The following is a 21,013-nucleotide window of genomic DNA, read 5'->3' as shown; positions in this document are numbered from 1 at the left end:
CCTGGCAGACTTCCGAGGGTGTCCAGAGCGTTGGGTCTGATCCTCGGGTTCGCTGCCGACCGCGTTCTCGGCGATCCGCGCCGCTACCACCCGGTGGCCGGCTTCGGCCGGACCGCGGCCCGGCTGGAGGATCACTGGTACGCCGACTCGCGGTCCGCCGGTACGGCGTACACCTCCGTCCTCGTCGGTACGGCGAGCGCCGCCGGAGTGATCGTGGAGCGGCTGACCCGGGATCGCCCGTTCGTCCACACGCTCGTCACCGCGGCCGCGACCTGGACCGTGCTCGGCGCCCGCAGCCTGGATCGCGAGGCCGAACACATGGCCGGTCTGCTCGAGGAGAAGGACATCCCGGCGGCCCGTGATCGGCTGAGCCACCTGTGTGCCCGGGACGCGGCCGACTTGGCAGCCGACGACCTCGCGCGCGCCACCGTGGAATCGCTGGCCGAGAACACGTCCGACGCGTGCGTGGCGCCGCTGCTCTGGGGCGGGGCGCTCGGGGTACCCGGACTGCTCGGCTACCGGGCGGCCAACACCTTGGACGCGATGGTCGGCTACAAGTCGGCCAAGTACCTGAACTTCGGGTGGGCGGCGGCCCGGCTGGACGACGTCCTCAATCTGCTCCCGGCGAGGGCGTGTGCGGTTCTGACCGGCCTGGCCGCGGGGCGGCCCCGGGAGGCGATCGCGGTGTGGTGCCGGGACGCGGCCAAGCACCCGAGTCCGAACGCGGGTCCGGTCGAGGCCGCATTCGCCGGCGCGCTCGACCTGCGGCTCGGTGGGCGGAACAGCTACGGGGACTATCAGGAGGACCGTGGCACGCTGGGGGCCGGACCCACGCCGACGGTCGCGGACGTCCGCCGTACCGCTGCGCTGGCGCGGCGCGTCGGCGTCGCCGCGGCCGGTGTCGCGGCGATCCTGGCACTGAGCGGGCGACGGAAGGGGCGACGATGAACCTGAGCCGGCGACCGCTGCGGATCGCGCTGATCCGGCACGGCGAGTCCGAGGCGAACCTGGACAAGCGCATCTTCGAGCGCATCCCCGACCACGCCATCCCGCTCACCCCGTACGGGCACGAGCAGGCGGCCGAGGCGGGCAAGCGGCTGCGCGATCTGTTCGAGAACCAGCCGGTCCGGGTCTACGTCTCGCCGTACCTGCGGGCCTGCCAGACGCTCGAGTCGCTCGGGATCGACGACCTCGTCGACGTCGTCCGCGAGGAGCCGCGGCTGCGGGAGCAGGACTGGGCCAACTTCCAGGACACCGAGGACATCGAGCGGCAGCAGCAGTTGCGCGACTCGTACGGGCACTTCTTCTACCGGTTCGCCCACGGTGAGTCCGGCTCCGACGTGTACGACCGGGTGTCGACGTTCCTGGAGACGATGCACCGCGACTTCGAGACCCCGGACGCGCCGCGGAACGTGCTGCTGGTGTCGCACGGGCTGACCATGCGGCTGTTCTGCATGCGCTGGTTCCACTGGTCGGTCCGGTTCTTCGAGACGTTGCGCAACCCGGACAACGCGGAAACACGCGTCCTGCTGCGGCAGCCGGATTTCCGGTACAAGCTGGACCGGCCGTTCGAACAGTGGACCCACTACGAACCGACGGAACGGGAGCGATCGGCATGGTTGTAGAGCAGACCCGGGACGCGGTCCTCGACCTGCTGGCGAGTCTCACGCCCGCGCAGCTGGACAAGGTCAGGGCGGCGTTCGACACCCCGGACCACAAGGAGTGGACCTATCTGCCCGGCGACCGGCCGGGGCTCCCGCTGTCCGAGCTGACGCCCGCGCAGCAGCGGCTCACCGAGCGGCTGATCGAGATCGGCTGCAGCGAGCGCGGGGTGGCCGACTCGAAGGCCGTGTTCGAGGCCGAGGTCATCCTGCGCGGCATCCCCGATCTGCCACCCTCGGGGGAGTGGGAAGGTTCCGTGCTCGGCGGTCGGTACTTCCTCCGGGTGCTCGGCGATCCGGCCGGGACGGAGCCGTGGGCCTGGCGGCTGAACGGTCACCACCTGGCGCTGCACGTCACCCTGGTCGACGGGGCGATCGCGTTCACCCCGCAGTTCATCGGGTCGAACCCGGCCGAGGTCAGGTCGGGACCACAGGCCGGGCGGCGCTTCCTGGTCGGCGAGCAGGATCTCGGCTTCGAGCTGCTGCACTCGCTCGACCCCGGGCAGCGGGCGGTCGCGGTCGTCTCCGAGGAGGCGCCCGGCGACATCCTCACCCGGCACGACCCGGTGGCCGACCCGTCCCGCCTCCACCAGGGGCTCGCGTACGGCGAGATGTCCGCGGACCAGCGCCAGGTGTTCAGCCTGCTCGTCGGCCAGTACGTCGGCCGCGCGGCCGGGCCGATCGGATTGCAGACCTGGCAGGACATCACCGATCACGGCATCGAGCGCCTCACGTTCGCCTGGGCCGGCGCGACCGAGCCCGGTATCGGCCACCCGCACTACTACTCGATCGCCGGCCCGACGTTCCTGGCCGAGTACGACAACACCCAGGACGACGCCAACCACATCCACTCCGTCTGGCGTGACCTCCGCAACGACTGGGGCACCGACCTGCTGGCAGCGCACTACGCCATCCACCGCTAGAGTCAGCGGAGTCAATCGACGGCATCAGCAGGAACCCGGTGTGAGTCCGGGACGGTCCCGCCACTGTGACCCGCCAGGGGAGTCAGGAACTGCCGCCGTCGTACCTCCGTTCGGGGCGTGGACACCCCGGGAAGGAACGCGCGTGCCTGCGAATCTCCTGCTGCTCTCGACCGCCGACACCGATCTGCTCGCCGCCGCCGAGGCGGAGGCCGGCTGGAAGGTCGCGAATCCCGCCCGGCTCGACCTGGCCGGCCTGGCTCCGCTGCTGGCGGCGGCCGAGATCGTCGTGGTCCGGCTGCTCGGCGGTCGCCGGGCCTGGGAGGAAGGGCTGGCCGCCGTGCTGGCCTCTGGCCGGCCGGCCGTCGTGGTCAGCGGTGAGGCCGCGCCCGACGCCGAACTGATGTCGCTGTCGACCGTGCCCGCCGGTGCGGTCACCGAAGCGCTCGCGTACCTGCGCGAGGGCGGCTCGGACAATCTCCGCAACCTGGCCGGGTTCCTGCGCGACACGATCCTGCTGACCGGCGACGAGTTCGATCCGCCGCGGGCGCTGCCGACGTACGGCGTGCGCGGGACGTTCGTCGAGGACGAGCGGCCGGTGGTCGGCATCGTCTACTACCGCGCACACGAGATCTCCGGGAACACGGCGTTCGTCGACGCCCTCGCGACCGCGGTCGAGTCCGCGGGTGCCCAGCCGTTGCCGGTGTACTGCGGCACGCTCCGCGGCCTGGATCCGGACTCGGCCGAGAACACCGGTCTCTTCGACCTGCTGCGCAAGTGCGACGTCCTGGTCACCACGCTGCTCGCGGCCGGTGGGACAGTCGCGGCCGACGCGAGTGCGGGCGGTGCGGACGACGCGTGGGACGCGGGTGCGCTGGCGTCCCTCGACATCCCGCTGATCCAGGGCCTCGCGCTGACCTCGACCCGCGAGCAGTGGCTGGCCAGCGACGCCGCGATCAGCCCGCTCGACGCGGCGACCCAGGTGGCGATCCCGGAGTTCGACGGCCGGCTGATCACCGTTCCGTTCTCCTTCAAGGCCTACGACGAGGACGGTCTGGCCCGGTACGCGCCCGACCCGGACCGGTGTGAGCGGCTCGCCGGGATCGCCGTCGCGCATGCCCGGCTCCGGCACGTTCCGGCCGCGGAGAAGCGGATCGCTCTGGTCCTCTCGTCGTACCCGACCAAGCACGCGCGGATCGGGAACGCGGTCGGTCTCGACACCCCGGCATCGGCGGTCGTGCTGCTCGGGCGGTTGCACGAGGCCGGCTACGACCTCGGCGGCCTGGACGTCGGTGAGCTGGACGGTGACGGGCTGATCCATCGGCTGATCGCGGCCGGTGGCCACGACGTCGACTGGCTGACCGACGAGCAGCTGGCGACGGCGGTCGCGAAGATCCCGCCGGCGACGTACGAGCAGTGGTTCGGCCGGATCCCCGAGTCGTTGCGTGCGGCAATGACCGAGGCCTGGGGCGCACCGCCGGGGCACTTGTACGTGGCGCCGTCGGGTGAGATCGCGCTGGCCGCGTTGCGGTTCGGGAACGTCGTGCTGATGATCCAGCCGCCGCGCGGGTTCGGCGAGAACCCGGTCGCGATCTACCACGACCCGGACATGGCGCCGTCGCACCACTACCTGGCGGCGTACCGCTGGCTCGAGGCGCCGGTCGCCGAGGGCGGTTTCGGCGCGCATGCCGTCGTACACCTGGGCAAGCACGGGACGCTGGAGTGGCTGCCGGGCAAGGGCATCGGGATGGCGGCCGACTGCGCGCCGGACGCCGTCCTCGGGGACCTGCCGATGGTCTACCCGTTCATCGTCAACGACCCGGGCGAGGGCACCCAGGCGAAGCGGCGCGCGCACGCGACCGTCGTCGACCACCTGGTGCCGCCGATGGCCCGGGCCGAGACGTACGGGGACATGGCGAAGCTGGAGTACCTGCTCGACGAGTACGCGACCGTGCAGGCGCTGGACCCGGACAAGGTGCCGACCCTGCGGGCGCAGATCTGGACGCTGATCCAGGCGGCGCAGTTGCACCACGACCTGCACACCGCCGAGAAGCCGGGGGACGACGACTTCGACGAGTTCGTGCTGCACCTCGACGGGTATCTGTGCGAGATCAAGGACGTGCAGATCCGCGACGGGCTGCACGTGCTCGGGGGTGCGCCGGCCGGTGAGGCGCGGATCAACCTGGTGCTCGCGGTTCTCCGGGCCCGGCAGTTGTGGGGTGGCTCGTACTCGATCCCCGGTCTGCGGACGGCGCTCGGCGACACGTTCGGCGTGGACGAGGCCGAGCTGCTGGCGAACCCGGGGCAGGCCGCGGACCTCGCCGACCTGGCCACGCTGGCCGACCTGCCCGCGGTCAGCGGCGCCGACGGGGTCGATCTGCTGGAGGCGGTCGCTCGCAAGCTCGTCGTCGGCATGGAGACGCTGAGCTGGGACGCCGCGAAGGTCCCGGTGGTCGTCGCCGAGGTGCTCGGTCGCTCGTCGGCCGGCGTCGAGGCGTCGCTGACGTTCGCCGCCACCGAGGTCGTGCCACGGCTCGCGCGCACCGGCGACGAGCTGACGAACGTACTGCGTGCCCTGGACGGCCGCTTTGTCGAGGCCGGTCCGTCCGGGTCGCCGACCCGCGGCCTGGTCAACGTGCTGCCGACCGGCCGCAACTTCTACGCCGTCGACCCGAAGGCGATCCCGAGCCGGAATGCCTGGGACGTCGGGGTCGCGCTGGCCGACTCGCTGCTGGCCCGGCACCGGGCCGAGACGGGGGAGTGGCCGCGGTCCGTCGGCCTGACGGTGTGGGGTACGTCGGCGATGCGCACGCAGGGCGACGACCTCGCCGAGGTGCTGTGGCTGCTCGGGTGCCGCCCGGTCTGGGACGACGCGTCCCGCCGGGTCACCGGGTTCGAGGTGGTGCCGGTCGCGGAGCTCGGCCGCCCGCGGGTCGACGTCACGGTCCGGATCTCCGGCTTCTTCCGGGACGCCTTCCCGCACGTCGTCGCACTGCTCGACGAGGCCGTCCGCACGGTCGCCGCGCTGGACGAGGCGCCCGACGACAACTACCTGCGGGCGCACGTCGACGCTGATGTTGCGGCTGGCAACGACCTGCGGGCATCCACGGCGCGGGTCTTCGGCTCCAAGCCCGGCTCGTACGGCGCCGGCCTGCTGCCGCTCGTGGACGCGCGGAACTGGCGGACCGACGCCGAGCTGGCCGAGGTCTACGCGGTCTGGGGCGGGTACGCGTACGGCAAGGACCTCGACGGCGCGGAGGCCCGCGGCTCGATGGAGCGCGCGTACGCCCGGATCCAGGTGGCGGCGAAGAACGCGGACACCCGCGAGCACGACATCATGGACTCCGACGACTACGTCCAGTACCACGGCGGCATGATCGCGATGGTCCGCCACCTGACCGGCGCCGCCCCGAAGGCGTACGTCGGCGACTCCGCCGCACCGGCACGGGTGAAGACCCGGACGCTGGCGGAGGAGACCAAGCGGGTCTTCCGGGCCCGGGTGGTGAACCCGCGCTGGATGGCCGCCATGCGCCGGCACGGCTACAAGGGTGCCTTCGAGATGGCCGCCACGGTGGACTACCTCTTCGGGTACGACGCGACCGCCGGCGTGGTCGACGACTGGATGTACGAAACGCTGACCACCGAGTACGTCGCGAACCCGGAGATGGCGGAGTTCTTCCGCAGGTCCAATCCGTGGGCGCGGCACGGGATCGCGGAGCGCCTGCTGGAGGCGGCGCAGCGCGGCCTGTGGTCGGAGCCGTCGGCCGAGGCGCTCGAGACGCTCCGCACCGCGGTCCTCGAGACGGAGGGTGACATCGAGGATCGCGGCTGATTGGGTAGGGACATGGCGTCCGAGAAGCTGCGAGTCCTGATCACCAACGACGACGGTTATCAGGCTCCGGGGATCCGGGCGCTCGCGCCGGCGATCGCCGAGCTCGGACACGACGTCCTGGTGGTGGCTCCGCTGGACGACCAGAGCGGTGTGGGTTCGGCCAGGGCGGGGATGGTCGGCCGCCCGATCCGGACCGCGTCCGAGGACCTGGGCGGTGTCACCTATCGCGGGATCGACGGCACGCCGGCACTGGCGGTCACGCTGGCCGCCGTCGGGGCCTTCGGCGGCGTCCCGGACGTGGTCGTGTCCGGGATCAACCGCGGGCACAACATCGGCGTACCGATCTTCCACTCGGGCACGGTGGCCGCGGCGCTCACCGCGGCCGGTCAAGGCCTCTCCGCGATTGCCGTGAGCATCGACTCCGAGGATCCCGCGCACTGGGAGACCGCGGCCGCGGTCGCGGCGGAGGCGCTGACCTGGGTCGTGCCGGAGCCGGCCGGGACCGTGCTGACGATCAACGTGCCGGACCGGCCGCTCGACCAGTTGGCCGGGGTGCGGCACGCGTCGCTGGCGCCGATCAGGCGGTCCCGGATCACCGGCACGACAGCGCCGGCCGGCGAGCCGATGATCGAGCTCGAACCGCCGGCGGCGAACCCGGTCGCCGGGTCGGACGAGGCCCTGCTCGCCGCCGGGTTCGTCGCGGTGACGCCGATCGTCGGGATCCGCGAGGTCAAGGACGACGCGGCCGCGACCGCCCTGGCGAAACGCCTCTCCGGCTACAGGTGACCCAGCAGTTCGGCGTTGTCCCGGACCGGTTGGCCGTCGGGACCGGTGAGCATGTCCTCCAGGCCGACCCACACCGCGTACCCGCGGCCGGCGTGAACAACCCGCCTCGACCTCGAACGAACTCGGGCGCCGGTGTGAACCTGGTCGCTGAGCGGGCGAGTGGGATGTGCCATGATCGGGCCGACGGTTGTGGAGGAACCCGGTGTGAGTCCGGGGCGGTCCCGCCACTGTGACCGGGGTGACCCGGAAGCCAGGACATCCGCGCCCGTCCGCCGGCCTCTCCGTGGTCCGGCGTACCAGCTGCCGTAGCGGGCGTGGACACCCGCTCGACGAAGGGATCCCGCCGATGCGGCCTGCTCCGACCAGCCTCACTCCACGGGAAAGCTCCGGGTTCCCCTTCACCGCCGTGGTCGGGATGCAGGACCTGCAGCTGGCACTCATCCTCGCCGCGATCTCTCCCGCCATCGGCGGCGTACTGATCCGTGGCGAGAAGGGGACCGCCAAGTCCACGGCCGTCCGGGCGCTCACCGAGGTCCTCCCGCCGGTCGACGTCGTCCCTGGCTGCCGCTTCTCCTGCGATCCGGACCACCCGGACCACGTCTGCCCGGACGGCCCACACTCCGGCGGGCGCGACGTCCGGCCGGCGCGGCTGGTCGAGCTGCCGGTCGGCGCGACCGAGGACCGGGTGCTCGGGTCGCTGCACCTGGAGAAGGCGCTGGCCGAGGGCGTCACGGCGTACGAGCCCGGTCTGCTTGCGGTGGCGCATCGCGGACTGCTGTACGTCGACGAGGTCAACCTGCTGCACGACCACCTGGTCGACGTCCTGCTGGACGCCGCCGCGATGGGACGTGCGACCGTCGAACGCGACGGCGTCTCGGTCACCCACCCGGCGCGGTTCGTCCTGATCGGCACGATGAACCCGGAGGAGGGCGAGCTCCGGCCGCAACTCCTCGACCGCTTCGGCCTGACCGTCGACGTCGTCGCCAGCCGCGACCCGGCCGTCCGGGTCGAGGTGATGCGCGCGCGACTCGCCTACGAGGCCGACCCGGCCGGCTTCACCGCGCGGTACGACGGCGCGCAGCGGGAGCTCGCCGAACGGATCGTCAAGGCGCGCGACCTGCTGTCCGAGGTGATCCTGACCGACGCCGCGCTCCGCCAGATCGCGGAGATCTGCGCGTCCTTCGACGTCGACGGCATGCGCGCCGACCTGGTCACCGCGCGGACGGCGCTCGCGCACGCGGCCTGGTCCGGCCGGACGGTCGTGGAAGTGGACGACGTCCGCGCGGCCGCCAAGCTCGCGCTGCCGCACCGCAAGCGCCGCAACCCGTTCGATGCGCCCGGGCTGGACGACGAGCAGCTCGAAGCGGCGATCGACAACAGCACCCCGCCGCCGGACCCGGACGACGATCCCGACGGTCCCGGGGGCGGCGGCAACCCGTCGGACCCGGACGGCGAACCGGACAGTCCTGAGGGCGGCGGCGCCGACCCATCGGACCCGGACGGCGGCGACTCGGCCGATCCGGCCGACGCAGACCCGGCCGATGCCGACGCCGGCGACCCCGGCCGCGACTCCGAAGCGGCCGCCGCCACGGCGGGTCCGGCGCCGGCCGGCGAAGTCGTCGGCAGCTCGGAGCCCTACAAGGCCCGGCTGCTCAGGGTGCAGGCTGCCGGCGCAGGGGTCGCCGGACGACGGTCGCGGGCGATCACCGACGCCGGCCGCGTCGTGGGGGACCGGCCCCGGATCGGCCGGGAGTCCGGCCGTCCACATCTGCTGGCCACCATCAGGTCGGCTGCGCCGCATCAACGGGAGCGGCGGAATGGCGGGCCCGGACTGACCGTCCACACGTCCGACGTGCGGCTCGCCGTACGGGAGGGCCGCGAGGGCAACCTCGTCCTGTTCTGTGTCGACGCCTCCGGCTCGATGGGTGCCAGGAAGCGCATGGGCGAGGTGAAGACGGCGATCGTCTCGCTCCTCCTGGACGCGTACCAGCGCCGCGACAGTGTCGGCCTGGTCACCTTCGCCGGCCCCGCCGCCACGGTCGTTCTGCCGCCGACCGGCAGCGTCGAGACCGCCGTACGACGCCTCGAATCGCTCCCCACCGGCGGCCGGACGCCGCTGGCCGAAGGCCTGCTCCAGGCGGCCGAGGTACTGCGCATCGCCGCGATCCGGGACCCGCGTCGACGCCCGCTGCTCGTGCTCGTCACCGACGGCCGGGCGACCCACGGGGAGAACGCCTTCGCGCACGCCCGGCGGGCCGCCGGATGGCTCGCCCAGCAGGGGATCGCCGCGGTCGTCGTCGACTGCGAGCCGCACCGCGGTGTCCGGCTCGGACTGGCCGCCGAGCTGGCCGCGGACCTGTCCGCCGAGTACCTCGATCTCGGCGAGGTCGCCGCCGGCCAGCTGGTCCGCGCGGTCACCGAGCGGCGGGCCGCCTGATGCCGAAGGGACAGCCGGCCGTCGTACCGCAGGACGGCCTGACCACCCGGCAGCGGCGGAACCGGCCGCTGCTGATGGTGCACACCGGCGAGATGAAGGGGAAGTCGACGGCCGCCTTCGGGATGGCGCTGCGGGGCTGGACGCAGGGTTGGAACATCGGCGTGTTCCAGTTCGTCAAGAGCGCGAAGTGGAAGGTCGGCGAGGAGAGCGCGTTCAAGGCGCTCGGTCAGTTGCACGAGGAAACGGGCCAGGGCGGGCCGGTCGAGTGGCACAAGATGGGCGAGGGCTGGAGCTGGTCGCGCAAGGCCGGCACCGAGGAGGACCACGCCGCCGACGCGCTCGAGGGCTGGCGGGAGATCCAGCGCCGGATCCGGGCCGAGACGCACGACCTCTACGTGCTGGACGAGTTCACGTACCCGATGAAGTGGGGCTGGGTCGACGTCGACGAGGTGGTCGACACGCTCGTCGGCCGCCCCGGCCACCAGTACGTCGTGATCACCGGCCGGAACGCCGACCAGCGCCTGCTGGACGCGGCCGACCTGGTGACCGAGATGACGAAGGTCAAGCACCCGATGGATGCGGGCCAGAAGGGCCAGAAGGGCATCGAGTGGTGATCCCACGGCTGGTCGTCGCGGCCCCCGCCTCCGGGGCCGGGAAGACGACGGTCGCCGTCGGCCTGATGGCGGCGCTGCGGCGGGCCGGTCACACGGTCGCCGGGTTCAAGGTCGGCCCGGACTACATCGATCCCGGCTTCCACGCCGTCGCGACCGGTCGCCCGGGACGCAACCTCGACCCGATGCTGCAGGGCGAGGAGCGGGTGGCCCCGCTGTTCGCCCATGGCGCGGCGGGTGCGGACGTCGCCGTGGTCGAAGGCGTGATGGGGCTGTACGACGGTGCGCTCGGGACGGAGGGCTACGCCTCCACCGCGCACGTCTCGAAGTTGCTCGAGGCACCCGTCGTCCTCGTCGTCGACGCCTCCGCGGCCGGCCGCAGTGTCGGTGCCGTGGTCAACGGGTTCGTCGCGTTCGACACCGAGGTGCGGATCGTCGGCGTGATCCTGAACAAGGTCGGCTCGGACCGGCACGAGGCCGAGGTCCGCGCCGGCGTCGCGCCGACCGGCGTACCGGTGCTCGGCGTCCTGCGGCGGGGCACCCGGCTGACCGTGCCCAGCCGCCATCTCGGACTGGTGCCCGCCGACGAGCAGCGCGAGCAGGCGTCCGCCGCGGTCGACGCGGCCGCCGAAATGGTCCGTCAGGGCGTCGACCTCGAAGCCTTCGTCACGGAAGCCCGGAAAGCGGTGGAGCTGAACGCCGAGGCGTGGGACCCGGCCGACGAGGTAGCGCCGACGGCGGATCCGCCCGGACGCCCGGTGGTGGCTGTTGCCGGTGGCCCCGTCTTCTCGTTCCGCTACACCGAGACTGCCGAGCTGCTCGCCGCCGCCGGCGCCGAGGTCGTCGCCTTCGACCCACTCACCGACACGTTGCCCGCAGCAACAGCAGCCCTGTACCTCGGCGGCGGCTTCCCCGAACTGCACGCCGAAGCCTTGTCCGCCAACGACGGCCTTCGCCGCCAGGTGGCGACCGAGATCGCCGCCGGACTTCCCGTCGTCGCCGAGTGCGCCGGCCTGCTCTACCTGTGCCGCGAGCTCGACGGCCACCCGATGGCCGGCGTCCTGCCCGCGACCGGACGGATGACCGGTCGTCTGGTCCTCGGCTACCGGACGGCGATCGCCGCGACCACCACCGCGTTCTTCGACGAGGGCCGCCGCGTCCGCGGACACGAGTTCCACCGGACGGCGGTCGACCTCGACACCGACGTGAGCCCGGCCTGGTACCTCCCGGGCGGTGTCGAGGGAATCGCCCGGCCACGCGTCCACGCGTCGTACCTCCATCTGCACTGGACGGCGACGCCCGATGTCCCCACGCGCCTGGTAGCCGCCGCCCGGGTCCACGCCGGGCTGGACACATGAAGCTGGTGGTCGGCGTCGGCCTCCGCTCCGGTACGTCGTACCGCGAGCTGCGCGACCTGGTCGACGCCACCGTGGCCGCGGCCGGCGGGGGAGACGTGCGCGTTGTCGTCACCGTCGAGGGACGCGAGACCGAGCCGGGCCTGCAGCGGTTGGCGGCCTTCCTCGACGCGGAGCTTCACACCACACCGGTCTCCGAGCTCGCCAGGCATCCCGCGCCCACACCCGGCCCACGGGTCGAGCGATTGACGGGTACGCCGAGTGTCGCGGAGTCAGCCGTACTCGCGACCGGCGCGGAACTGGTCGTGCCGAAGCGCCGGTCCGTCAACGCGACCGCGGCCGTCGGCCGGATGGCTGCCGCTCCCGGCTACCCGCCGACCGAGCGGGACGTCGTCCACCGGGTGATCGCCGAGCGCCGCGACGTACGTCGGGGCTTCGTGGACCGGCCGATCGCGGACGACGTACTCACGCGCGTGCTGGAGTCGGCGCACCGCGCACCGAGTGTAGGACTCAGCCAGCCGTGGGATTTCGTGCTGATCCGTGATCTCGCCACCCGCCGGAAGATCCATGACCTCGCCGGCGCCCAGCGGGACGCGTTCGCCGCCTCGCTGCCGCCGGACCGGCGGCAGGCGTTCGACGGGCTGAAAATCGAGGCGATCCTGGACACGCCGCTCAACATCGCGGTGACCTGCGACGCCGGTCGCGGTGGCCGGCACGTCCTGGGCCGGCACGCCGATCCGCGGACGACCTGGTTCTCGGCGGCGATCGCGATCCAGAACCTCTGGCTCGCCGCCCGTGCCGAAGGGCTCGGCGTCGGCTGGGTCTCGTTCTTCGAGCCCGGCGAGGTTGCCGCCGTACTCGATCTGCCCGCGCACATCGAGCTCGTCGGGTACCTGTGTGTCGGTCACGTGGAGGAGTTCGCCGCCGCGCCCGAGCTCGTGCGGACAGGCTGGGCCGCGCGTCGTCCGCTCGCCTGGGCGGTTCACCACGAGCAGTGGGGACAGCGCGGTGTCACGTCGATCGAGCACGACGCGGCTCGGGCCGGTGAGAACGCTGTACGGGCGGTTGGGCGGCAGCGAGTGCGAGTGATCGTGGGTGGTGATCCAGCGGACTACCTGGATCACGCCGATGCACTCGTCGTACATCTGGGCGCGGACAAGCCGATAGCCGATTTCGGAGTGCTCTGGCGGCCCGCTCGGACACCGGTGGAGGCGGTGGAGCTGGGGGTCGAGGTCGCGCGCGACCTGGCACTGCAGGGCGTCGGGCACCTCGCCCTACAGACGGTCGAGCAGTCCGAGGTGGCCGATGGCCTGGTGCGTGGGCTCCGCGCCGGGGCGCGTGCGTGTGGGGTGGACTGGTCGGGGTGACAGACTCTTCGCATGACTGTTCCACCCCAGGGCCCCAGCCCGGATCAAGCCGCCATGTACGTGCCCGCGTTCTCGATGAAGCAGCGGATCACGATGATGGCGAACAAGTACGAGCTGATCGCCACCAACCCGGACGGCAGCGACGGCCAGGTGCTGGCGTTCGCGCAGCAGAAGCGGATGGCCTTCAAGGAGCAGGTCACCTTCTACAGCGACGACTCCAAGTCGCAGGCGGTGTTCTCGTTCAGGGCGCGCAAGGCCATCGACCTCGGCTCCGGGTACGACGTCTTCGACGCGAACGGCCAGCCGATCGGCTGGTTCAAGAAGGAGTTCGGCAAGAGCCTGCTGCGGTCCAGCTGGCTGTTGTCCAGCGGCCACCTGCACGCGAGCGGCACGGAGCGTAACCCGACGGTCGCGATCGTCCGCCGGGTCTGGGAGTTCGTCCCGTTCGTCGGCGAGATCCCGCTGCCGTTCATCTTCCACTTCGACTTCACCGAGGCGCAGACCGGCCGGCCGGTGCTGTCGGTGGAGCGGAAGATCTCGGTGCGTGACCGCTACCGGGTCAGCGTCCAGGATCCCCGCCTGGACTTCCGCGTGGCCGCCGCGATGACGGTCGCCCTGGACGCGCTCCAGAGCCGCTGAGCTGAGGAGCGCCTCGAGACCAGGGCAGTACGCCGGGCGACCGGCGTACTTCCCTGGTCGTAGGCCGCCCTCACTCTTTTGGGGGAAGTGACCCTGAGAGCACTTGGTTCCGCTTGGTCGCGGTGCGAGTCTTGTTGCATGGGCGTAGCGCAGCGCAGTCGACGGTGGTTGGTACCGGTCACGGCAGTCGCGGTGGTCGCGGGGGTGGGCACACTCGGTCCGGTGGTCGCGGACGCGTCTCCCAACCTGCCCGGCATCACCGCCCAGGAACTGTTGACCAAGGTCCAGACGGCGAAGGTCGACGGCCTCAGCGGGACCGTCCGGTCGGCCGCCGATCTCGGCCTGCCCGCGCTGCCCGGTGTCGAGGGCGGCAGCCAGATCCCCGACCTGCTGACCGGCGAGCACACCGCCCGGGTCGCCTTCGCGGCGCCGGACAAGGCACGGGTCGCCGTGCTCGACAACATGGCCGAGCGGGTCTGGACGACCGACGGCAAGACCGCGTGGGCCTACGACTCCGCCGAGCGCGAGGCCGTCAAGCTGACGCTGCCGGCCCGGGCTCACCGACCGGCCGGGCCCGAGCTCAAGCCGGAGTCGTACAACCCGGCGACGGTGGCCAAGCAGTTCCTGGACGCGATCGACCCGACCACTCAGGTCGAGGTCAGCGGGACCGACAAGGTCGCGGGCCGGGACGCGTACATGCTGCGCCTGGTGCCGAAGACCGACAAGTCGACGGTCGGTTCGGTCACACTCGCGATCGACTCGAAGAACTGGGTGCCGCTCGAGGTGACCGTGATGCCGCGGACCGGGAAGGACCCGGCGGCGCAGCTCGGCTTCTCCTCGGTGTCGTTCGGCATCCCGGCGACGAGCACCTTCACCTTCACCCCGCCGAAGGGCGTGAAGGTCACGGAGAAGTCGGTGCCTGCCGTCCGGCAGGCGCCGACCCCGGTGAAGCCGCCGAAGGCGGTCACTCCCAAGCGCCCCGCGCAGAACGCCGGCGACAAGCCGACAGTGATCGGCGAGGGCTGGGAGAGCGTGGTCGCGTTCCGTGACCTGGACGTGCCGCGCAGCGGGCCGGTCGGCCAGTTGCTCGCGAACGCCCGGACGGTCGAGGGTTCGTGGGGCAAGGGCAAGATCCTGACCAGCAAGATGGTCAACGCCCTGATCACCGACGACGGCCGGGTCCTGGTCGGCCTGGTCAGCCCGGACACCCTGGTCGCGGCCGCACCGAAGGCACCACGCTGACCGTGGCCGGTCCGTCCTCGCCGCCGGTGGTGACCCGCGGGCTGACCAAGCGGTTCCGAGGCGGGCAGGTCGCCGTCGACGCGGTCGACCTCGAGGTGCCTGCCGGGACGGTGTTCGGGTTCCTGGGGCCGAACGGCTCCGGGAAGACCACGACGATCCGGATGTTACTCGGGCTGATCACGCCCACGGCGGGATCGGTCGAGCTGCTCGGCGAGCCGATGCCGAAGGCCCAGCTCCGGGTGCTGCCGCGGGTAGGGGCGCTGGTCGAGGGTCCGGCGTTCTACCCGTTCTGGAGCGGACAGGCGAACCTGCTCCGCTTCGACGCGGCCGACCGGACCGCCGACCCCGGCACCCGCAAGGCGCGGGCCGGCGAGGCGCTCGAGCGGGTCGGCCTGTCCAACGCGGCGAACAAGAAGGTGCGTGCGTACTCGCTCGGCATGCGGCAACGGCTGGCGATCGCGGTCGCGCTGATGCAGCGCCGCGAGCTGCTCGTGCTGGACGAGCCGACCAACGGCCTGGACCCGCAGGGCACCCGCGAGGTCCGCCACCTGATCCGTGACCTCGCGAGCGACGGCACGACGATCTTCACCTCGACCCACCTGCTGGCCGAGGTCGAGCAGGTCTGCACCCACGCCGCTGTGATGAGCCGCGGCCGCCTCGTCCGGCAGTCGACCGTCGCCGACCTCCGCGCCGAGCTGCGTCCCCGGCTCGTCGTCCGTACGCCCGACCTCGGCCAGGCCGCCGAGACGTTGACGAGCCTCGGTGTCACCGACCTCAGGACCACGGCCGAGACCGTCGACGGGGACGCGGGTGAGCTTCCGATCGACAAGTTCGCGGCCGCCCTGGTGGCCGCCGACGTCCGCATTCACGGCTTCGGCCTGGAACGTCCCAGCCTCGAGGACGCCTTCGTGGCCCTGACCGGGGAGGGCTTCGATGTCGCCGAGTGACCCGGCGGCCGCCGAGACCGTGGACGTCGGCCGGCCCGCCCCAGCCCGCGCCAGTCCAGGCCGCTCCGGTCCAGCCCGATCCAGTCGAAACCGGCCCAGCGCCGGCCGGCACACCCTGGCACTGTTCCGGTCCGAGCTGCACCTGGTGTTCGGACGGGCGCGGACCTGGGTGCTGCTCGCCGTCCTGGCCGCGGTGCCGGTGATGATCGGGGTCGCGATCCGGCTGTCCGGGTCCGAGGGCGACGCCGAGGGGTTCATCGGCCAGGTCGCCGGGAACGGGTTCTTCCTGATCGTCGCGAGCCTCGCGGTCTCGCTGCCGTTCTTCCTGCCGACCGCGGTCACGGTGATCTCGGGGGAGTCGCTCGCCGGCGAGTCGAGCCTGGGCACGTTCCGCAACCTGCTCACCGCGCCGGCCGGGCGGTCCCGGCTGCTGGCCGCCAAGATGGTCTCGCTGGCCGTGTTCTGCCTGGTCGCGACGATGGTCATCTGGCTGTCCGGGCTGATCGCGGGCTTCCTGCTGTTCCCGGTCGGCGACGTCCTGCTGCTCTCCGGGACCACGGTGCCGCTGGGCGACGGACTCGTGCGCGCGCTCGGGATCGCCGTCCTGATCGGGCTGTCGATGCTCGGACTGGCCGGGATCGGGCTGTTCGTGTCGTCGCTGACGTCGACGCCGCTGGCGGCGATGGCGGCCACCTTCGGCTCGTTCATCGTCTGCGGGATCCTGAGCGCGATCCCGCAGATCGACGTGATCCACCCGTGGCTGCTGATGTACGGCTGGCCGTCGTTCGCCGACCTGCTGCGTGATCCGCCGTACTGGGACGCCATCTGGCGCAACCTGCTGCTGCAGGCCGGCTACCTGGCCGTCTTCTACGCGGCCGCCTGGGCCCGGATCACCAGTCGCGACATCAACGGCTGAGACACTGGTCGGGTGGATGCCGACCTCGTCGCCGTACTGCGCTGCCCGGTCTGCGCCGGCGCGCTCGCGCTGACGGGCCGGACGGCGCGGTGCGCGCACGGGCACGCCTACGACCTGGCCAAGCAGGGGTACCTGAACCTGTTGCCCACAGCATCGACCGGGATCGACGGCGACTCGGCCGCGATGGTCGGTGCCCGCACGGTCTTTCTCGGCGGCGGTCACTACGCGCCGATCCGGGACGCGCTGATCCTCGCCGCCACGAAGCTGCGGGACGACGACCTGGTGGTGGAGGTCGGCGCCGGCACCGGCTACTACCTCGCCGGCGTCATCGGTACGGCGGCCGGCCGGCGGGGGATCGCCCTCGACGTCTCCCGGTACGCCGCCCGGCGCGCGGCCAAGGTGGATCCACGGATCGGGTCGGTGGTGTGCGACGCGTGGCGGGAGCTGCCGCTGCTGGACGGCTCGGCGCGGCTGATGCTGAACGTGTTCGCCCCACGCAACGCCGCCGAGATGGCGCGCGTGCTGGCACCCGGGGGCACCCTGCTGGTGGTCACGCCGAACCAGGAGCACCTGGCCGAGCTCGTCGGCGTCCTCGGCCTGGTCAAGGTGGACGAGGAGAAGGAACGACGGTTGTACGAGTCGCTGGCCGGCAAGTTCGAGCAGATCGGCAGCGAGGTCGTCGCGGAGACGATGCGGCTCGACCGCACTGCGATCGAGCAGTTGGTGCTGATGACGCCGAGCGCGCGGCACGTCCGCCACCGGGAGCTGTCGGCCCGGATCGCCGTCCTTCCGGAACCGGCGATGGTGACGTTGTCGGTCACGCTGTCGCGCTGGCGGGCCGCCTAGGGCGACGTGGCGGGTGATGCCGGCTCGAGCTCGGCACCACCGGATCGCGCCGGTCGGGATCAGGCGACGTTCGCGATGACCTCGCGGGCGACCATGGTGCCGTGCTGCTCAGCGGTGACGTGGGCCTCGGTCTCCGACACCTTGGAGGCGTCGATGAGCTGCTCCATCCCCGGGGTGGCCGGGGCCAGCGTGAGTTCGGCGGCGGCGATCCGGACGTTCATGCCGAAGACGTCGCCGAAGACGCGCTCCAGGTACGGCGTGGCGTGGTCCCAGCCGTGCTTCGGGGCGCCCGGGCTGTAGCCGCCGCCGCGGGCGAGGGTGAAGATCGCCGGCCGGCCGGCGATCGGGCTGGGGCCGTAGACCAGCTCGGGGTCGATCAGCAGCAGGTCGATCCAGGTCTTGACGTGCTGGGCGATGCCGTAGTTGTACAGCGGTACGGCGAGCAGGATCGCGTCGGCCTTCTTCACCTCGGCCGCGAGCTCTGCCGCCAGCGCGGCCGCCTCGGCGTGGTCCGGGCCGGCCTCGGCGCCCAGCTTGGTGGCCACGAGCGCGGGCCACGCGGTGGCCGGCAACGGGTGCTGACCGAGGTCACGGCGGATCACGACGCCGTTCGGGTGCTCCGCCTTCCAGGCGGCCTCGGCGCTGTCCGCCAGGGCGCGGCTGACCGATCCGTCCAGCCGGAGGCTGGCGTCGACGCGTAGCAGGGTGGTCATTCAGGTTTCTCCATCATCGTGAGGGGGCGAGCTCGTATTCGAGCTGTACTGAAGATAGTCTGGAGAACAGAACATCTTCAAGCCAGATCGTATTCCGAGTGGCCTACACCACGTACGATGGGGACATGACCAGTACTTCGCCGGACGTCAAAGGCCGGATTGCGCGCGAGGTGGCGCGCCGCGGCGCCGGTGGGACCCAGCCGCGGGTCGCCAGCGGCGCCCCGGTCGAGTCCGACCTGGGCTGGGCGCTCGGCGTCGTGTTCCGCCGGTACGCGAAGGCGGCCGCCGCCGCGCTGGACGACGTACCGGGTGGCCCGCGGGGTTATCAGGTGCTGGCGACGACCGTTGCCGAAGGTCCCCGGCGGCAGCTCGACCTGGCCGCGCAGCTCGGCGTGGACCGGACCGTGATGACGTACCTCCTGGACGACCTGGAGAAGGCCGGGCTGGTGCAGCGGCAGGCGGACCCGGCCGACCGGCGGGCGCGGCTGATCGTTCCGACCGCCGAGGGCACGGAGGTGCTCTGTGAGCTCGAGCGTCGCCTGGTCACGGCCGAGGACGAGGTCCTCGGCAGCCTGGAGCCGGCCGAGCGGGCCAGCTTCCGGATGCTGTTGCAGCAGGTGGCGATGAAGGCGAACGCGATCGACCCGCTGCAGAACGCGTGCACGCTGGCCGAGAGCGACGACCCGACGACCACCTGAGCGTCAGCCCAGCGGAACGAAGCCCGACTCGTAGGCGCGGATCACCGCCTGGGTGCGGTCCCGGGCGTTCAGCTTCGCCAGCACGTTCGCGACGTGCGTCTTCACCGTCTGCAGGCCGAGGATCAGCTCCTCCGCGATCTCCGCGTTGGACAGTCCCCTGGCCATCAGGCGCAGTACCTCCTGCTCGCGCTCGGTCAGCTGGTACTCGTCCAGGCCGGTCGGGCGGGACGGCTGCGCACCCACGTGCGCCAGGGCCAGCGCCCGGATCGCCTCCGGGAACAGCAGCGACTCGCTCCCGGCGACCGTCCGGATCGCGGCGATGATGTCATCCGGCGGAGTCCGCTTCAGTAGAAACCCGGAGGCTCCGGCACGCAGAGCTTCGTACACGTAGTCGTCGTTCTCGAAGGTCGTCACCACCAGCACGCGCGGCGCCGGGTCGAGGCTGTCCAGCAACAGCCGGGTCGCCTGGATGCCGTCGACCGCGGGCATCCGGACGTCCATCAGCACGACGTCCGCGCCGGTCCGGCGGACGACCGGCAGCACCTCCGCGCCGTCACCGGCCTCGCCGACGACCGTGAGGTCGGGCTCGGCGTTGATGATGGCGCGCAGCCCGCTGCGGATCAGCGGCTCGTCGTCGACCACGACCACCGACAGGTTCATGTCATCCCTTCGTCGTCACCGCGACCGGCAGTGTGACCGCGAGCCGCCAGCGGTTCCCGTCCAGGCCGGCGTCCACCGTGCCTCGCAGTACGGCGACTCTTTCACGGATGCCGGCCAGTCCACGTGCCCCGCCGGAGTGATCCGACGAACCGCTGACCGGATTGGTCAGCTCGAGCCGCAGTCCGGTCGCGTCCAGACGGATCGACAACTCGACGGTGACCTGCCCGGCCGGTCGGCCCGCGTGCCGGATCGCGTTGGTCAGCCCTTCCTGGACGATCCGGTACGCCTCCCGCGAGACCGCGGCCGGCAACCGGCTCAGGTCACCGTCGCTGTGGACCTCGACGCTGATGCCGCCGGCCCGGGTCGCCTCGACCAGGCGGGTGAGCTCGGCCAGGGTCGCCTGCGGCGCGGTCCCCGAGCCCGGCCGCCGGTCGTCCCGGAGGAGCCCGAGGACGTGGTCGAGGTCGGCCAGCGCGCTGCGCGCCGAGGTCTCCATCGCGGCCAGTGCGGTCTCCGCGAACGCCGGATCGGTCGCCAGCACCCGGCGGGCCGCGGCCGCCTGGATGGTGACCAGGCTGAGTGCGTGGCCGACGCTGTCGTGCAGCTCCCGGGCCAGACGGTTGCGCTCGGCAAGGGTCGCCGTCCGGCGCTCGAGCAGCTCGATGCGCTCGGCCGGCGTCGGTCCGAGAACGCGCGGGGCGAGGTACTTGAGCAGTGCGCCGACCGCGGCGGACAGGTAGAAGAGCCCGGCGATCCCGGCCAGCGCGACCACGGGCATCCACAGGTCGGTCCAGTTGCCCTGCACGTCGTACGAGAAGTCCGGGAACAGCTCGCGCCGGCCGGGGGAGCGGAAGGGGGCCGCGAGGAACACCGCGCCCAGCCCGACCACGATCGTGCTGATGGTGCCGACGATTCCGCCGCTGACCAGGTGCAGGCAGAACCACGTGGTCGTCCGGCGGCGTTGCGCCCAGGTGCGGGCCGGGCCGAGCGGACGCTCCTCGAACCGGACGCCGAGCAAAGACTCGACCGCGATGCCCTCGACCTCCCGGACCGCGGGCAGCGTGCCGACCGCGATCGGCGGCCCGACCAGCAGGATCGCGATCACGATGCCGCTCAGCACGGACGGCAGATCGAAATCCTGCGCGAGGGCGCCCAGCGCGCTGTCCACGAGCACGAACGCCAGCACCAGTGCCGCGCCCAGCAGCAGGTACACCCACCGCAGGTACGTCGACACCCGGCCCAGGGCTCCGAGGCCGCGCACCAGGGCCGCCGTTGCGCGCGCGAACCGGCCCGCCGGCCGCGTCGTCTCGCGCCGCGAGCCCGCCGGCCCCCGCATCAGCCCGTCCACCACCCCGACATCGTCCCAAACGCAGGGTCCCGCCC

The 21,013-nt window shown here is 72.1% G+C and carries 18 protein-coding genes and 2 riboswitches; of the genes, 15 read left to right on the top strand and 3 right to left on the bottom strand.

Features of this window, described 5'->3' with window-relative positions; all coding sequences use genetic code 11:
• The first annotated feature begins 18 nt into the window (after positions 1-18).
• From E1218_RS21130 to E1218_RS21065, 14 genes are all read left to right on the top strand, one after another.
• On the top strand, positions 19-948 hold the full coding sequence (locus E1218_RS21130) for a cobalamin biosynthesis protein (protein ID WP_132322758.1): 930 nt from the start codon (positions 19-21) through the stop codon (positions 946-948).
• On the top strand, positions 945-1,625 hold the full coding sequence (locus tag E1218_RS21125) for a histidine phosphatase family protein (RefSeq protein WP_132322756.1): 681 nt from the start codon (positions 945-947) through the stop codon (positions 1,623-1,625). Before E1218_RS21130 ends, E1218_RS21125 begins: the two co-directional genes overlap by 4 nt.
• The gene (locus tag E1218_RS21120) at positions 1,616-2,584 is read left to right on the top strand and encodes a DUF3500 domain-containing protein (RefSeq protein ID WP_132322754.1); all 969 of its coding nucleotides are present in this window, start codon (positions 1,616-1,618) and stop codon (positions 2,582-2,584) included. Before E1218_RS21125 ends, E1218_RS21120 begins: the two co-directional genes overlap by 10 nt.
• A riboswitch (cobalamin riboswitch) is annotated at positions 2,573-2,696 on the top strand. It overlaps the preceding gene by 12 nt.
• Positions 2,697-2,726: 30 nt before the next feature.
• On the top strand, positions 2,727-6,413 hold the full coding sequence (gene cobN, locus E1218_RS21115) for a cobaltochelatase subunit CobN (RefSeq protein WP_202866121.1): 3,687 nt from the start codon (positions 2,727-2,729) through the stop codon (positions 6,411-6,413).
• A gap of 12 nt (positions 6,414-6,425) precedes the next feature.
• The gene (gene surE / locus E1218_RS21110) at positions 6,426-7,199 is read left to right on the top strand and encodes a 5'/3'-nucleotidase SurE (protein ID WP_132322752.1); all 774 of its coding nucleotides are present in this window, start codon (positions 6,426-6,428) and stop codon (positions 7,197-7,199) included.
• A 170-nt stretch (positions 7,200-7,369) separates the two neighbouring features.
• Positions 7,370-7,480, top strand: a riboswitch (cobalamin riboswitch).
• A gap of 65 nt (positions 7,481-7,545) precedes the next feature.
• Entirely contained in the window at positions 7,546-9,636 is a 2,091-nt protein-coding gene (locus E1218_RS21105; protein ID WP_132322750.1) for a putative cobaltochelatase, read from the top strand.
• Positions 9,636-10,250 (top strand): cob(I)yrinic acid a,c-diamide adenosyltransferase, encoded by a 615-nt coding sequence (gene cobO, locus E1218_RS21100; RefSeq protein ID WP_132322748.1) that lies wholly within the window; start codon positions 9,636-9,638, stop codon positions 10,248-10,250. Before E1218_RS21105 ends, cobO begins: the two co-directional genes overlap by 1 nt.
• A complete protein-coding gene (locus tag E1218_RS21095; RefSeq protein WP_233712358.1) occupies positions 10,244-11,605 on the top strand; it encodes a cobyrinate a,c-diamide synthase in 1,362 nt (453 codons plus the stop codon). Before cobO ends, E1218_RS21095 begins: the two co-directional genes overlap by 7 nt.
• Entirely contained in the window at positions 11,602-12,969 is a 1,368-nt protein-coding gene (gene bluB, locus E1218_RS21090; protein ID WP_132322746.1) for a 5,6-dimethylbenzimidazole synthase, read from the top strand. The genes E1218_RS21095 and bluB overlap by 4 nt, the downstream gene beginning before the upstream one ends.
• A 12-nt stretch (positions 12,970-12,981) precedes the next feature.
• Positions 12,982-13,608, top strand: a complete 627-nt coding sequence (locus E1218_RS21085; protein ID WP_233712357.1) for an LURP-one-related/scramblase family protein — start codon at positions 12,982-12,984, stop codon at positions 13,606-13,608.
• A 138-nt stretch (positions 13,609-13,746) separates the two neighbouring features.
• Positions 13,747-14,850 carry a LolA family protein gene (locus tag E1218_RS21080; RefSeq protein WP_132322744.1) on the top strand — a complete coding sequence of 368 codons (1,104 nt, stop codon included), beginning with the start codon at positions 13,747-13,749 and terminating at the stop codon, positions 14,848-14,850.
• Positions 14,851-14,852: 2 nt separating this feature from the next.
• Complete coding sequence (locus E1218_RS21075; RefSeq protein WP_202866120.1) at positions 14,853-15,797, top strand: ABC transporter ATP-binding protein; 945 nt, start codon at positions 14,853-14,855, stop codon at positions 15,795-15,797.
• Complete coding sequence (locus E1218_RS21070; RefSeq protein ID WP_132322742.1) at positions 15,784-16,713, top strand: ABC transporter permease; 930 nt, start codon at positions 15,784-15,786, stop codon at positions 16,711-16,713. Before E1218_RS21075 ends, E1218_RS21070 begins: the two co-directional genes overlap by 14 nt.
• Positions 16,714-16,725: 12 nt before the next feature.
• Positions 16,726-17,559, top strand: a complete 834-nt coding sequence (locus tag E1218_RS21065; RefSeq protein ID WP_132322740.1) for a putative RNA methyltransferase — start codon at positions 16,726-16,728, stop codon at positions 17,557-17,559.
• 59 nt (positions 17,560-17,618) lie between these two features.
• Here the strand turns inward: E1218_RS21065 and E1218_RS21060 are convergent, their stop codons facing one another.
• Positions 17,619-18,272: an FMN-dependent NADH-azoreductase gene (locus tag E1218_RS21060; RefSeq protein ID WP_132322738.1), complete on the bottom strand. Its 654-nt coding sequence runs from the start codon at positions 18,270-18,272 to the stop codon at positions 17,619-17,621.
• A 125-nt stretch (positions 18,273-18,397) separates the two neighbouring features.
• Between E1218_RS21060 and E1218_RS21055 the strand changes: the two genes are divergently transcribed.
• Complete coding sequence (locus E1218_RS21055; RefSeq protein WP_132322736.1) at positions 18,398-18,970, top strand: MarR family winged helix-turn-helix transcriptional regulator; 573 nt, start codon at positions 18,398-18,400, stop codon at positions 18,968-18,970.
• A 3-nt stretch (positions 18,971-18,973) separates the two neighbouring features.
• On the opposite strand, the gene E1218_RS21050 is transcribed toward E1218_RS21055, so the two are convergent.
• Positions 18,974-19,630 (bottom strand): response regulator transcription factor, encoded by a 657-nt coding sequence (locus E1218_RS21050; protein ID WP_132322734.1) that lies wholly within the window; start codon positions 19,628-19,630, stop codon positions 18,974-18,976.
• A gap of 1 nt (position 19,631) precedes the next feature.
• Positions 19,632-20,966 carry a sensor histidine kinase gene (locus E1218_RS21045; RefSeq protein ID WP_132322772.1) on the bottom strand — a complete coding sequence of 445 codons (1,335 nt, stop codon included), beginning with the start codon at positions 20,964-20,966 and terminating at the stop codon, positions 19,632-19,634.
• Between the last annotated feature and the right edge of the window lie 47 nt (positions 20,967-21,013).

Origin of the sequence: Kribbella turkmenica (assembly GCF_004348725.1) — a bacterium.
GTDB classification, from domain to species: Bacteria; Actinomycetota; Actinomycetes; order Propionibacteriales; family Kribbellaceae; genus Kribbella; species Kribbella turkmenica.
The sequence above is the reverse complement of the archived record's forward strand: the minus strand, read 5'-3'. Positions and strand labels throughout refer to the sequence as shown.